Source organism: Nocardia sp. NPDC005825 (assembly GCF_040630175.1).
GTDB lineage: Bacteria > Actinomycetota > Actinomycetes > Mycobacteriales > Mycobacteriaceae > Nocardia.
The window spans coordinates 180,300-192,641 of the sequence record NZ_JBEXXC010000011.1 but is presented as its reverse complement, the minus strand read 5'-3'; the positions used below and the strand labels follow the sequence as shown (position 1 = coordinate 192,641).

Here is a 12,342-nt window from a genome sequence, read left to right as displayed (position 1 = left end):
CGCCAGTCACGATTCAGGGACCCCGCATGAGCACCCCGCACCCCCTCCCCGATGAGCACCGAGAAGCCTTCTGGCGCAAGGCCGGATGGGACCCCCTCCTCCCCGACCCCGACCGCTCGGCCATCGAATCCCGCTGGGACGACGAATCCATCACCCTGGCAGAGATCTTCGGCTTCTGACCCCGTCCGCACCGTTGCCATCGAATCCGCAACTCCGCCGAAACGTCAGGCCGATACGCCAAGTGTCAGTGTTCGAAGTCGGATTCAGCGATGGCTGGAGTGCCCTTCAGTGGGCCTGCGGCTCAATGGAGCTTCCAGTCGTGGGTGCGTCTCAAAGCGAGCAAACGCACCAGAATGCCGAATTGAGCATGGTGCAGAGCCTTGACCTCTTGTGAGAACCACACGGGGTTCACGTCGAAAGTGGTCCGGTCCAGGCTTTTGCGGCAGGCCGAAATCGCGGGGTTTCTTTGGGAGCGTGTGGCACTGGACATTGCGGGCGGCCTGTCCCGTATGCCGTGGTCGGTCGCCTTCCCTGCCGTCAGTCGCAGTGAGCTGTTCGAGCGACGTCCGTGCGTGCCGGTGCCTATCAGTGACTCGCGGTGAGTAGTTCCAGGTAGCGATCGGCAAACAAGTACGCATCGCCAGGCCAGCGGGCGGAGAGGTAGTTGCCATCGGTGACCGTGAATGCGTGGGTGTGATCGGTGGCAGTTCCACGACGGGAGAGTTCGCGCGGACCTCGGTGGAACTGCGCTCGCGGGTTGGTGAGCGCCGCTCGGACTTCGTCCTCTACGTAGGCGGGATAGGTGCGGTAGTAGCGGCCCAGTCGCCAAGCGGTCGCGAAATACGCGCTGCGTTCCATGTACTTGGGCAGGCAGGTGGTGTTGCGGGTTGCCAGGACGCTGGTGTTGGTCATCGGGTCCTGGGCGCGGGCGAGGACGAGGACACCGTGGCAGATTGCACCAACTGGCCTGTTCAGGCTCCAGAATTGCGCGACTTGGCGCTGCAACGACTCTGAGCCGAGGTATTGCCGCATGCCTGGTGCGTGGCCGCCTGGAAGGATCACCCCGTCGAACTGCGTCACGTCCAGCTCCGGCCACGAGCGTGTGGCGTGAAACTCGGGCGAGTCCGTCAGTTCGCGATAGAACTTCTTTGCTTCGGGCTCAGCGCCGAGTTGTCCGAACAGCACGCCGCTCAGCAGGCGCGGATCAGCTTGTGGCACTACCCCGGCGTGCTCGGTGGCGAACACAACCTGATGCCCGGCGTCGGTGATCAGGCGCCACGGCACGGCGACTTCGGTGACATCGAAATCGGTGTCAGGCAAGGGCATCAGCACCCGCATGGGAGTCCTCCTGGTAGGAAACACCGTTGGCCATCGCGCATTGGCCCATCGAAATTGCTGGTGGTTGGTGATGGCTCGTGGTTTGGGTGGATTTTGTCTAGTCGGTGGCTGCGGTCAGTAGGGCGGCGCGGTGACAGAGATAGATCTCGGAGTCGACAGTGAGATTGATTTCATCGAGGGCCAGGGTGTTGTTGAAACCCATGGACGCTGGCCGTAGGCCTTGGCGCCGATAGTCGTTGATGGTGTCGAATTCGATGGTGGCGACGCCGGCGAAGTGGTTGTCATAGGTGCTGCGCGGGTCGGCAGTGGTGTGCACTTGGATGTAGCCAACCATGTTGGTGCGGGAGAGGTTGTCGTGCACGAGCGCGGCGTGTTCGTTGATCCAGTAGTGCTGGGCTTGATCGAGGGTGCGGTTCCACGGCACTCGGGTCAGGACGGTCAGGAACGCTGCTCGGGGGCCGCTGGCGCGGCTGTCCACAACGATGTAGCGGCGGTCGCATTCGACGCTGCTGAGGTGGTTCGCCAGCGGCGCGATTGCGGCTTTGATCTTGTCGAGCGCTTCGTCTTGCGGGCTGGTCAGTGGTGCGTCGAATTGAATCTCGAGCATTGCTGCTGGCGCCGGTGCGACGTGGGTGGTGAATTTCGGCGGTACCGGTTTTCCGGCGGCCTTGCTGAGCAGGGTCAGCGCGGTGTGGGTGCGTCCGAGGATGAACGGTGCCAGTTCCAGACCGCGGTGGGTGGCGTCGCTGTACAGGTAGACCTGCGTAGCCTCCAGTGCGGCGAGAGACGTCGATTCGGGGGCCAGGAGCGGGGCGAGAGCTCGACGTACGTCGGCACTGGTGCGGTGCGGTTGGAGTTGGAGGCGGAAATATACGGTGACGCCGTCGATCTGAAGGGGCGTGGGGCGATGCGGGTCGGGCGCGCAGGCGGGAAACAACAGCCTGGTCAGTAGGCTGGCGGCTGCCATGATTGCGGTCTCCTCACGGTGAGGGCGGGTGCGGTTGGGGGCGTTCAGTTGGCGGGGACCGTGCGGGCCAGGAAGTCGAGTTGGTCGGCGATGACGCGCTCGAACGGTTCGCCGACGTAGATATCGAAGTGACCCTCGGGGTAAAGCTTGATCTCGCCGGTGGGGGCCGTGCGCGCGTATTTGAGGGTCGGTCCGGCGGGAGCGACGGAGTCGGTGTCGCAGACCGCGAACAGGATCGGGGCGGTGATGTCGGCGGCGCGGCGGCCCGGGGAATAGCGCACCAGGTTGAGCGCGATCCGGGCGGCCACTTTGTTCTCGAAGCCGCCGGCACCATCGGCGGGTACCAGGTTCAGGTAACCCGCTTCGGCGTCCGGGGCGGTCATCATTGCGACTGTCCCGGGGGCTCCGGCAGTGGGCACCAGCAGCGGCGCAGCGCCCAGGGTGCCGCGGATTTGGTCGATGACGGCCAGAGTGGTCAGGCGGAGCGAGGTCCAAGCCGGTATCACCTGAGCAGAGGCCTGACCGCTGGTGAACGGACACTGGGCGATCACCGCGCTGACGTGGCCGTCCTCAGCGGCGGTAGCGATGGCGTGGCCGCCACCAAATGACGTGCCCCACACGATGATTCGGTTGCTGTCGACGGACGGAAGGGTGCGGGCGTAGGCCAGCGCGGCGGCGAAGTCCTGGAGTTGTTTGGTGATGTCGAGCAGTTGGCGAGGTTCACCATCGCTGTCGCCGAAGTGGCGGTAGTCGAACAGCAGGCAGGCATATCCGGCGGCGGCAAACCGTTCGGCGTAGGCATCGAGGCGCATGGTGCGCACGCTGCCCAGTCCGTGCCCCATCACGATCACCGGCGGCAGAGTCGAGGTGTCGGGCAGGTACAGCCACCCGGTGCAGCGTTCGCCGTGAGAGGAGAACTGGATGGTGGTGCGTGTGGACATGGCCGGAACCTCCAGAAATGGATTTAACTCTAATATTCGAGTCGACTCTAATATTGGAGTGGGCTATAGTCAACGCATGGCTCTGCAGTCAAGGTCCGAGACCTCTGGAACGTCTACGCGGATGCAGCGCCGCGTCACCGAGATGCGCACCCGGCTGGTCGACGTCGCCGAAACCTTGCTATTCGAGGGCGGAGCTCGAGCCGTGACCGCGGAAGTGGTCGCCCAAAGGGCCGATGTCTCGCTGCAGACGGTCTACAACCGCGTCGGCGGCCAGCAGGCGCTGCTGCTGGCGGTGGCCGAACGAGCGCTGGAACAAACTCGGGAATTCATGCAGACCGCCTACGACGGTGACGGGTCAGTGTCCGAGCGGCTCCGCCGGGTCGGTGAGACCTACATCAGGCTGGCGTTCGACCGGCCGCAAGCATTCAAGATTTTCGCGAACCCACCCGAGGACCCCGAGTCCGTCGAGAAAATCGCCGCCTTGGCCACCGAACAGCACCAGCGATTGACCGACCTGTTGCGCGAAGGGATCGACACCGGCGAATTCACCGCCCACCTGCACCCCGAATCCGCCGCCACCGCCCTCTGGGGAATGCTCAACGGCATGCTGTCGGTCGCGTTGCGCACCGATGCCATGCGACCGGATACCGTCACCCCGCAATCGCTGGTCCTTGCCGCGACCACCATCATCGAGACCGGCATCCCCAGGCGCTCCAACTAACGCATGCCACACCCGACACCGTGTACCTCACACGTGGTCCCGCAACTGGCATCGGCTTCATCGAGCGCGTTGGGGATCTGATGCCCGATCATGATTGCCGTTTGGTCGGCAATCGATGCCCAGTTTCCGTCGCGGAACGGATGAGTCTGTCCTTCCAACAGAAACGGTCATCCACGAACGCCCTGTCATGCCGGTGATCGCGCTGACCAACGCGGTCAGCGTGCCGGCCTCTCGTCCGGATAAGGAGAAGCCGTATACGCCCGGGAGCCTTCCGAGGGCGCCGTTACCAAGCTCGTGAGAGGGCCGGTCGCGCAGGCCGCCCCACGAACCGGGTTGCTGTCCGCGCAACCCAGCGACCAGCAATACCGGACCTAGTATCACCGTGCCGAGGATCAGACCGGCGATCCAGGCCAGCAGTGTCGGTCCATACACGACCGCCAGTACCAGCCCCACCAGAATCGCCACCGGAATAGACCGAACCCAGACAGGAAGTGGTCGATCGATCTCCCACGAGAACAGATCCCGCCCAGAGTCGCGAAGGTCGTCGCTGTCAGCCCAGGCTCTACGCACGGGGTAGCGCTCGTCGAGGAGGGCGTCTTTAGTACGTGCCGTTCCACGGTGGATGTGCGAGGCGACCGTACCGGGTGAGATCTCGAGCAGTGCGGCGATCTCGCTGCCCTTCCATCCCTCGACATGGTGCAGATAGGTGGCGATGCGCTGGTTGGTCGGCAAGGTCAGGATCCGGTTCATCGCCTGTTTCGCTACCACCGAGGTGTGGACAGGGTCGGTGTCGGCAACCGAGAAGTTGAGCCGCAGGGGACATCTCTGTCGGAGCCGCTGCTGCTCGGCCCACTCGGCACGGGCCAGCTTTTGCACTATCCGGGCAGCGACCCGGAAAATCCACCGCTCAGGGTGCTCGATCTTGTCCCAGGTTCGCCACGCCTGCTCGAATGCCTCCTGAACGACGCCTTCGGCGTCGAGGCGCGACTCGGCAAGGTCGTTGGTGTGCGCGATCTTTCGCACGAAGCGCAGCACCCGCCCCCGGTATCTGGTATAGAACTCCCCGAACTCCATCATCGGCGGGACATCGCCACAGAGATCGGCCTCCTCGCTCATTCTCCGGCCCTGCCTGCTAACCGCGCGCTGTCCCGCGCGGTCTCCGCGACCGGCGGCCAGATGTCGGGCTCAGTGGAGGTGCCTCCAGTCGGCGCGCAAGAGCATCCGTCAGTTGAGACACGCTGCGGGCGCAGGTGATCACTGCGATGACCATCACGAGTTCCATCATCTCGAGGCACTTCCTTCCAGGATCTGCCGCCGAGCTCTCGGTGTCACGGCTGTACACCTACTAAGTGGCGCGCCGCGAGCGAACTCTTTACACCGGCCTTCGGAAATTTCTGCCCTGCTCGGCAGAGACTGCTCGAGCCAACTCCGGTTGCCCCACAACACAGCTTGTACAGCCCGACCGCACGCTTGATCAGCTGCATTCAGCAGCAGAGCGTCTTGGCCCGCGGCGAGGCGATACGGTGACCCGTCGGAACGGGTGGAGAACCCCTCTGGCACAGAGCCTCAATCCTGCGCGCCCTTATCCACAGTCTCAGAGCCGCGCGTCCCGATGAGTGGGCGAGCGAAGGTGAAATGGCTGCGGGTCGAATGGGTGCTGTTAGGTTCCGCGGACATGAGGTCTTCACGTGTTGCCCTGGTCGCTGCTCTCGCCGTCGGCCTCATGGCCCAAGCACCCATCGCCCTGGCCGACACCGGCTCCTCCGCGTCCGGCTCCGCCAGTGGTTCGGCCTCCGGGTCCAGTGACCTGTGGCCCGTTCCCACTGCGTCCGCCGACCAGTTCACGTACCTGATCGCCTACAGCTTCGGCAATCGCATCCCCGCGGGCGCTGATCCCGCTCGCACCGAGGGTGAGCCTGGCCCGGTGAACGAAGCCCTCGCCGACGCGGTCATCGCTGCCCGGGGCACCAGGGCCATTCCGGTCTACGCCCAAACCGTCATCGCCGACGTGCTCCGCGCCAAATACGGGATGACGGACGTCATTCCGATCGAGGCGGACCGCAATCCGGACGGCACATTGACCTACCTGTCCACCGACGGCGTGGCCAAGAAGGTCTCCGGGCTCCGTGCCACCACCCAATCCACCGATGTGGCAGGCGTTATCGCCTTCAAGGACCACCTGTGGCGCGCTACGTACACCACCCGCAACAACGGCCTTCACGCCTATGCCCCCGCCGGGATCGCCATGCCCAATCAGTACGACACCCAATCCGGGCAGGCCTGGACCACCAGCGCCACCACCTACCTCCCGGTCGACATGGCAGCCCGAATCCCCCTGCTGCTCAGCGGTACCGGTAGCAGCCGCTAAAGCCCGGATGGGCCCGATCGGGCGGTTAGAGCGCGAGCATCGCGACGGCGATCCGGTCGGATGCGTTGTCGGGCAGGGCGGTACCCACGCCATCGAGGACGAGTAGTTGTGCCCCAGGGATTTCGGCGGCGAGGGCCTCGCCGTTGCCGACCGGGAAGAACGGGTTGGCGCGGCCGTGCACCACGAGTGTGGGGATGGTGAGCTCGGCGAGCCGGGAGCGCCAGCGTGGGGTGCAATCGATGCGGGCGAAGGCCATTCCGAGTTGGTTGGCCTGGTGGACCGCGGGATCGGCCGATGGGGTGCGGTCCCAGATTCGGGTCGCGGTCGCCCGTGCGTCCTCCGGGTCGTTGCTCATCAGCTCGGCTCCCGCGGCGGCGAATGCCGCGACTGCGTCGCGGTCGGTCCAGTCCGGCTGGGGGCTGGAGAACAGCGCGCCCATGACCGCGGGGTCGTGGTCGGGCAGGTCGTCGTCGACCGGGCCCGGGGCGACCGGGCGGGTGTTGGCGAGGGTGAGCGCGGTGAAGACGTCCGGGTGGTCCAGCGCGGCGACCTGAGCGACCATGCCGCCTACGCCGATCCCGGCGAGATGAGCGGTCCGGGCGCCGAGCGCCCCGACCAGCGCGGCCGCGTCGGCGACGAGATCCCGCAGGTCGTAGCCCGGCTTTTCGGGGTCGATGGTCGTCGAGGCACCGGAGTCGCGCAGGTCGTAGCGGACCACGTGCCGTCCGCCCGCCGCGAGCCGCCCGCACAACTCGTCCGGCCAGGACAGCATCGTCGGGCTGCCGACCAGGACGACGAGCGGATCGTCGGCCCGGCCGAAGCTCTCGATGCCGAGGTCCACACCGTTCGCCCGCACCGAGGTCACGCCCATACGAATCGGTCCCGTCATGCCGAACTCCTGTCTGTCGGTTCACCCCGCTGTACAGACGACGAATCGCCCGGAAAGTCATCGGTGTGTCCGGAGGCCGGATCTACTCTCGACCCAGGGCCCTGCACCCGCGTCGGGCCGCTACCGCGAAAGGAGATCATCATGGCCGTCGCCGTCATCGTCGAACTCGACGACACCACGGTCGAGGAGTACGACGCAATACTCGAGATCTTGGGATTCGCGCCCGGCGGCCCCATGGCTACGGGCGGACTCTTCCACTGGGCGACCACCACCGACCGGGGACTCCGGGTGACCGACGTCTGGAGCTCGGCCGAGGATTTCCAGCGCTTCGCCAACGAACAACTCGCCCCGGCCCTGCAGAAGGCGGGCATCACCACCGAGCCCCGCATCTCGTTCGAACCGATCCACAGCTACCTGATCGCGGGCTGACCCTCGGCTTCCGCGCCCGCCGGCCGGGGTGAGGGTCAGCGGGCGCGGAGGGCGGTGTGGAGGGTGGCGGCCCACTGCTGGACGATTTCCTTGCGGCGCAGGGAGTCGTCGGTGAGGACGTCGGCCAGGCCGAGGCCGCGGGCGAGGTCGAGGGTGGCCTGGACCAGGTGGTGGGTGACCGGGTCGGCGTCGTCCACACCGAGGGCTTCGATCGCCATGCGGTGGGAGATGCGTCCGAAGCGGGCTTCCATGGGGACGATTCGTTCGCGCAGGACCGGGTCCGCGGCGGCGTGCGTCCACACCTGGAGCGCCGCTTTGAAGATCGGGGCCGTGTAGGACTCGACCAGGCCCGCTACGACTGCTTCGGTGCGGGCGACGCCCTCGGCGACCTCGGCCACCGCGAGCGCGTCCGCCTTCGCCTGGGCCATGCGGGTCTCGAACATGTACTCGAGGGCGGCGGTGATCAGGTCTTCACGGGTGGGGAAGTGGTGTTGGGCGGCGCCTCGGGACACCCCGGCTCGTTCGGCGACGACGGCGACCGTGGCGGCCGCCCAGCCCATCTGGGACAGGCAGTCGATGGTCGCCTCCAGCAGCCGCTGCCGGGTGGCCCGGCTGCGGTCCTGCTTGGGTTCGTGAGGTGTCGCCATGGTGACCTATTGTGCCCAGCTCGGTGGGCGGCGCTGCAGGAAGGCCGTCATGCCCTCGATCACCTCGGGGGTGCCGAAGTAGCTTGCGGAGCGTTTGGCCAGTTCCTCGGCCCGCAGGTCGAAGACCTCGAGCAGGTCGGTATTGACCAGACGCTTGGCCTCGGCCAAACCCTGCGGCGAGCCCTTGCGGAGTTCGGCGCGCAGGCGGGCCACCTCGGCGGCGGGGTCGTCGGCGGCCACGGTGATGAGCCCGTTGCGTTCGGCCTCGGCGGCGTCGAAGGTCTCGCCGGTGGAGAAGTAGCGGGCGGCGGCGCGCGGGGACATGCGGGGCAGCAGGGTCAGGGAGATCATGAACGGGGCCAGGCCGATCCGGACCTCGGTGAGGCCGAAGCTGCTGTCGCGGCCCGCGACGACCAGGTCGCAGGCGGCGATGATGCCCATGCCGCCGGCGCGGACATTGCCGTTCACCTGCGCCAGCACCGGTTTCGGCATGGCCAGGATGTCGCGCAGCACCGAGATCATCCAGCGGGTGCGGATCTCGGCGGCGGCCGCCGGGTCGGCGTCCATGGCTTCCTTGAGATCCGCGCCCGCGCAGAAGGTGTTGCCGGTGTGGGTGAGCACGACACCGCGCACCGCGTCATCGGCGGCCGCCCGCTCCAGGCCCGCGAGCAGTTCGGTGACCAGCCGCGAGGACAGGGCATTGCGATTGTGCGGGGAGTCCAGGGTCAGCACCGCGAATCCGTCGCTCACCTCGTAGCGGACGAACGGCGCCTCCGCGCCGGCTGGGTCGGTCATCGAATACTCCTGCTGCTGTGTGGCTTTCGAACACTGGAAGCCGGGTGGCGGTGGCCGCGCGCACACCGCCACCCGGCACCGCGGTCAGTACGACCGCGGCAGACCGAGCGAGTGCTGGGACACGAAGTTGAGGATCATCTCGCGGCTGACCGGAGCCACCCGCGCGATGCGGGCGGCGGCCAGCATGCCCGCCAGGCCCACATCGGAGGTCAGGCCGGAGCCGCCGTGGGTCTGGATGGACTGGTCGAGCGCCTTGATACTGGCTTCGGCCGCGGCGTATTTCGCCATATTGGCGGCCTCGGCGGCGCCGAAGTCGTCACCGGCGTCGTAGAGGAACGCCGCCTTCTGCACCATCACCTTGGCCAGCTCGAGCTCGATCTTGACCTGGGCCAGCGGGTGCGAGATGCCCTGGTGCGCACCGATCGGCACGCCCTTCCACACCGCGCGCTCCTTGGCGTAGGAGACCGCCCGGTCGATGGCGTAGCGGCCCATGCCGACCGCCATGGCCGCGCCCATGATGCGCTCCGGGTTCAGGCCCGCGAACAGCTGCGCGATGGCCGCGTCCTCCTGGCCGACCAGCGCGGTCGCCGGGAGCCGGACGTCGTCGAGGAACAGGGTGAACTGGTTGTCCGGCTCGATGATGTCCATCTCCTGCTTCGTCTTCACGAAGCCGGGGGTGTCGGTGGGGACGATGAACAGGGCGGGCTGCAGGTTGCCGGTCTTGGCGTTCTCGGTGCGGGCCACAATGAGCACGGCCTCGGCCTGGTCCACGCCGGAGATGAAGATCTTGCGGCCGTTGAGGATCCAGTCCTCGCCGTCGCGGCGGGCGGTGGTGGTGATCTTGTGCGAGTTGGAGCCCGCGTCCGGCTCGGTGATGCCGAAGACCATCTTGCCGCTACCGTCGGCCAGCTTGGTCAGCCACTCCTGCTTCTGCGCCTCGGTGCCGTACTTGGTGATGATGGTGCCGCAGATGGCGGGCGAGACCACCATGAGCAGCAGGCCGCAGCCCTGCGCCGCCAATTCCTCCTGGACGAGGGCGAGTTCGTAGATGCCCGCGCCACCGCCGCCGTACTCCTCGGGCAGGTTCACACCCAGGAAGCCGAGCTTGCCGGCCTCGTCCCACAGCTCGTCGAACGGCTCACCCTTGCGGGCCTTGGGCCCGGCGTAGTCGCGGAAGTTGTACTTGGCGGCCAGCTTGGCCACCGCCTCCCGCAGCGCCTTCTGTTCGTCGGTCTCGATGAAACCCATTGCCTACTCCTGATCTTCGCTGTGGACGACGGCGAGCACCGTGCCGACTTCGACCTGCTGGCCGGCGGAAACGTTCAATTCGGTGAGCACGCCCGCGGCGGGGGCGGCGATGGTGTGCTCCATCTTCATGGCTTCCAGCCAGAGGATCGGCTGCCCCTTCTCGACCCGGTCGCCGGCGGCCGCGCCCAGCCGGATGACCGCGCCGGGCATCGGGGCCAGCAGCGAGCCCTCGGCCACCTGGTCGGCCGGATCCTCGAAGCGCGGCAGGCGGCGCACCGCCACCGGGCCGAGCGGGGAATCCACCGTCACCAGATCGCCGTAGCGGGCGACCTCGAACCGGCGGCGCACCGGGCCGCGCTCACCGGGCACCTGGAGGATCACCAGATCCGGTGTGGCCTCCAGCAATTCGAGACCCTCGTGGCCCTCGACCTCCAGGCCGGACCGGGTGATCCGGTAGCGCACGTCGTGGCGACCGGTCAGGCGGGACTCGTAGGACTTGGACTGCGCCTGCGACGGCAGGTTGCGCCAGCCACTGGGCAGACCGCCGCCGATCCGGGCCGTGCGCCGGTTCGCGGCGGCCTCGGCCAGCGCGGCGGCCACGATGGACAGCTGCTCGTCCGCCTCGGAAACCAGTGGTGCGGACAGCTTCTCCAGATCGTGGGTGGCGAAGAAGGCGGTGTCGGTGTCGCCCGCCAGGAACGCCGGATGCCGCAGCACGCGCACCAGCAGATCGCGGTTGGTGACCAGGCCGTGGATCTTGGCCCGCTGCAAGGCGGAAGCCAGCAGATGCGCGGCCTCGTCGCGGGTCTCGGCGAAGGAGATGACCTTCGACAGCATGGGGTCGTAGTGCACGCCCACCACCGAGCCGTCCACGATGCCGGTGTCCAGGCGCACGCCCGGCTCGGTCAGCACGGTGAATTCGCCCAGGGTGCCGGGGATGTCGAGGCGGTGCACCGCGCCGGACTGCGGCTGCCAGTCGTGGGCCGGGTCCTCGGCGTAGAGCCGCACCTCGATGGAGTGGCCCCGCATCTCCGGCTGCCGCGTGGGCAGCGGGCGACCGGCGGCCACCTGCACCTGCAGGCGCACCAGGTCCAGGCCGGTGACCTGCTCGGTGACCGGATGCTCCACCTGGAGACGGGTGTTCATCTCCAGGAAGAAGAAGTCGCCCTTCTCGTCGGCGAGGAATTCCACGGTGCCCGCGCCCTCGTACCCGATGGCCTCCGACGCCAGCCGGGCCGCCTCGAACAGCCGCACCCGCATCCCGTCGATCTTCTCGACCAGCGGGGACGGGGCCTCCTCGACGACCTTCTGGTGGCGGCGCTGGATCGAGCACTCGCGCTCGCCGACCGCCCACACGGTGCCGTGGGTGTCGGCCATGACCTGCACCTCGATGTGGCGGCCGGTCTCCAGGTAGCGCTCACAGAACACGGTCGGATCACCGAAGGCGGACTGGGCTTCCCGCTGCGCGGCCTCGATCTGATCGTTCAGCTCGGCCACATCGCGCACCACGCGCATACCGCGGCCGCCACCACCGGCGGACGCCTTGATCAGCACGGGCAGCATGTCCGCGGTGACCTCGGCCGGGTCCAGCTGCTTCAGCACCGGGACACCGGCGGCGTCCATCATCTTCTTGGACTCGACCTTGGAGCCCATCTGCTCGATGGCCGCGACCGGCGGGCCGATCCAGGTCAGCCCGGCGGCCTGTACCGCCTTCGCGAATTCGGCGTTCTCGGACAGGAATCCGTAGCCGGGGTGGATGGCGTCGGCGCCGGCGGCCAGTGCGGCCTCGATGATCAGCTCACCGCGCAGGTAGGTCTCGCCAGGAGTGTTGCCCGGCAAGCGAATCGCCGCGTCCGCCTCGGCGACGTGCGGCGCGTTGGCGTCCGCGTCCGAGTAGACGGCGGTCGTGGCGATACCCATCCGGCGACAGGTCGCGAACACGCGCCGCGCGATCTCGCCACGATTGGCGACCAGAACGTTCGAAATCTCCATGTCTGGC

General features: G+C 67.3%; 13 protein-coding genes. 4 read left to right on the top strand and 9 right to left on the bottom strand.

Features of this window, described 5'->3' with window-relative positions:
• Positions 1–26 precede the first annotated feature (26 nt).
• Positions 27–179: a hypothetical protein gene (locus ABZ382_RS27540; protein ID WP_357094500.1), complete on the top strand. Its 153-nt coding sequence runs from the start codon at positions 27–29 to the stop codon at positions 177–179.
• A gap of 406 nt (positions 180–585) precedes the next feature.
• Here the strand turns inward: ABZ382_RS27540 and ABZ382_RS27535 are convergent, their stop codons facing one another.
• From ABZ382_RS27535 to ABZ382_RS27525, 3 genes are all read right to left on the bottom strand, one after another.
• Positions 586–1,338 carry a type 1 glutamine amidotransferase domain-containing protein gene (locus ABZ382_RS27535; protein ID WP_357094498.1) on the bottom strand — a complete coding sequence of 251 codons (753 nt, stop codon included), beginning with the start codon at positions 1,336–1,338 and terminating at the stop codon, positions 586–588.
• Between the two features lie 97 nt (positions 1,339–1,435).
• Positions 1,436–2,305 (bottom strand): hypothetical protein, encoded by an 870-nt coding sequence (locus tag ABZ382_RS27530; protein ID WP_357094495.1) that lies wholly within the window; start codon positions 2,303–2,305, stop codon positions 1,436–1,438.
• Positions 2,306–2,349: 44 nt separating this feature from the next.
• Complete coding sequence (locus tag ABZ382_RS27525; protein ID WP_357094492.1) at positions 2,350–3,246, bottom strand: alpha/beta fold hydrolase; 897 nt, start codon at positions 3,244–3,246, stop codon at positions 2,350–2,352.
• Positions 3,247–3,388: 142 nt separating this feature from the next.
• Between ABZ382_RS27525 and ABZ382_RS27520 the strand changes: the two genes are divergently transcribed.
• Entirely contained in the window at positions 3,389–3,967 is a 579-nt protein-coding gene (locus ABZ382_RS27520; protein WP_357094490.1) for a WHG domain-containing protein, read from the top strand.
• Between the two features lie 57 nt (positions 3,968–4,024).
• Here the strand turns inward: ABZ382_RS27520 and ABZ382_RS27515 are convergent, their stop codons facing one another.
• Complete coding sequence (locus tag ABZ382_RS27515; RefSeq protein ID WP_357094488.1) at positions 4,025–5,083, bottom strand: RNA polymerase sigma factor; 1,059 nt, start codon at positions 5,081–5,083, stop codon at positions 4,025–4,027.
• A gap of 559 nt (positions 5,084–5,642) precedes the next feature.
• Here ABZ382_RS27515 and ABZ382_RS27510 point away from each other — a divergent pair.
• On the top strand, positions 5,643–6,335 hold the full coding sequence (locus tag ABZ382_RS27510) for a hypothetical protein (RefSeq protein ID WP_357094486.1): 693 nt from the start codon (positions 5,643–5,645) through the stop codon (positions 6,333–6,335).
• Positions 6,336–6,360: 25 nt separating this feature from the next.
• Here ABZ382_RS27510 and ABZ382_RS27505 read toward each other — a convergent pair whose 3' ends face one another.
• Entirely contained in the window at positions 6,361–7,224 is an 864-nt protein-coding gene (locus ABZ382_RS27505) for an alpha/beta hydrolase (protein WP_357094484.1), read from the bottom strand.
• A gap of 141 nt (positions 7,225–7,365) precedes the next feature.
• On the opposite strand from ABZ382_RS27505, the gene ABZ382_RS27500 reads away from it, so the two are divergent.
• Positions 7,366–7,653 (top strand): hypothetical protein, encoded by a 288-nt coding sequence (locus tag ABZ382_RS27500; RefSeq protein WP_357094482.1) that lies wholly within the window; start codon positions 7,366–7,368, stop codon positions 7,651–7,653.
• A 35-nt stretch (positions 7,654–7,688) separates the two neighbouring features.
• Here ABZ382_RS27500 and ABZ382_RS27495 read toward each other — a convergent pair whose 3' ends face one another.
• The 4 genes from ABZ382_RS27495 to ABZ382_RS27480 form a co-directional block, all read right to left on the bottom strand.
• Entirely contained in the window at positions 7,689–8,300 is a 612-nt protein-coding gene (locus ABZ382_RS27495; RefSeq protein ID WP_357094479.1) for a TetR/AcrR family transcriptional regulator, read from the bottom strand.
• 6 nt (positions 8,301–8,306) lie between these two features.
• The gene (locus tag ABZ382_RS27490) at positions 8,307–9,095 is read right to left on the bottom strand and encodes an enoyl-CoA hydratase family protein (RefSeq protein WP_357094476.1); all 789 of its coding nucleotides are present in this window, start codon (positions 9,093–9,095) and stop codon (positions 8,307–8,309) included.
• A gap of 84 nt (positions 9,096–9,179) precedes the next feature.
• Positions 9,180–10,343: an acyl-CoA dehydrogenase family protein gene (locus ABZ382_RS27485; RefSeq protein WP_357094473.1), complete on the bottom strand. Its 1,164-nt coding sequence runs from the start codon at positions 10,341–10,343 to the stop codon at positions 9,180–9,182.
• Between the two features lie 3 nt (positions 10,344–10,346).
• Positions 10,347–12,335 (bottom strand): biotin carboxylase N-terminal domain-containing protein, encoded by a 1,989-nt coding sequence (locus tag ABZ382_RS27480; RefSeq protein WP_357094471.1) that lies wholly within the window; start codon positions 12,333–12,335, stop codon positions 10,347–10,349.
• Positions 12,336–12,342: the final 7 nt, after the last annotated feature.

Bases quoted from the DNA above. Each gene is read 5' to 3' on its own strand.
- ABZ382_RS27530 (WP_357094495.1), bottom strand. From the start codon at position 2,305: ATGGCAGCCGCCAGCCTACTGACCAGGCTGTTGTTTCCCGCCTGCGCG.
- ABZ382_RS27480 (WP_357094471.1), bottom strand. From the start codon at position 12,335: ATGGAGATTTCGAACGTTCTGGTCGCCAATCGTGGCGAGATCGCGCGG.
- ABZ382_RS27525 (WP_357094492.1), bottom strand. From the start codon at position 3,246: ATGTCCACACGCACCACCATCCAGTTCTCCTCTCACGGCGAACGCTGC.
- ABZ382_RS27520 (WP_357094490.1), top strand. From the start codon at position 3,389: ATGCGCACCCGGCTGGTCGACGTCGCCGAAACCTTGCTATTCGAGGGC.
- ABZ382_RS27495 (WP_357094479.1), bottom strand. From the start codon at position 8,300: ATGGCGACACCTCACGAACCCAAGCAGGACCGCAGCCGGGCCACCCGG.
- ABZ382_RS27510 (WP_357094486.1), top strand. From the start codon at position 5,643: ATGAGGTCTTCACGTGTTGCCCTGGTCGCTGCTCTCGCCGTCGGCCTC.
- ABZ382_RS27540 (WP_357094500.1), top strand. From the start codon at position 27: ATGAGCACCCCGCACCCCCTCCCCGATGAGCACCGAGAAGCCTTCTGG.
- ABZ382_RS27505 (WP_357094484.1), bottom strand. From the start codon at position 7,224: ATGACGGGACCGATTCGTATGGGCGTGACCTCGGTGCGGGCGAACGGT.
- ABZ382_RS27500 (WP_357094482.1), top strand. From the start codon at position 7,366: ATGGCCGTCGCCGTCATCGTCGAACTCGACGACACCACGGTCGAGGAG.
- ABZ382_RS27490 (WP_357094476.1), bottom strand. From the start codon at position 9,095: ATGACCGACCCAGCCGGCGCGGAGGCGCCGTTCGTCCGCTACGAGGTG.
- ABZ382_RS27485 (WP_357094473.1), bottom strand. From the start codon at position 10,343: ATGGGTTTCATCGAGACCGACGAACAGAAGGCGCTGCGGGAGGCGGTG.
- ABZ382_RS27515 (WP_357094488.1), bottom strand. From the start codon at position 5,083: ATGAGCGAGGAGGCCGATCTCTGTGGCGATGTCCCGCCGATGATGGAG.
- ABZ382_RS27535 (WP_357094498.1), bottom strand. From the start codon at position 1,338: ATGCGGGTGCTGATGCCCTTGCCTGACACCGATTTCGATGTCACCGAA.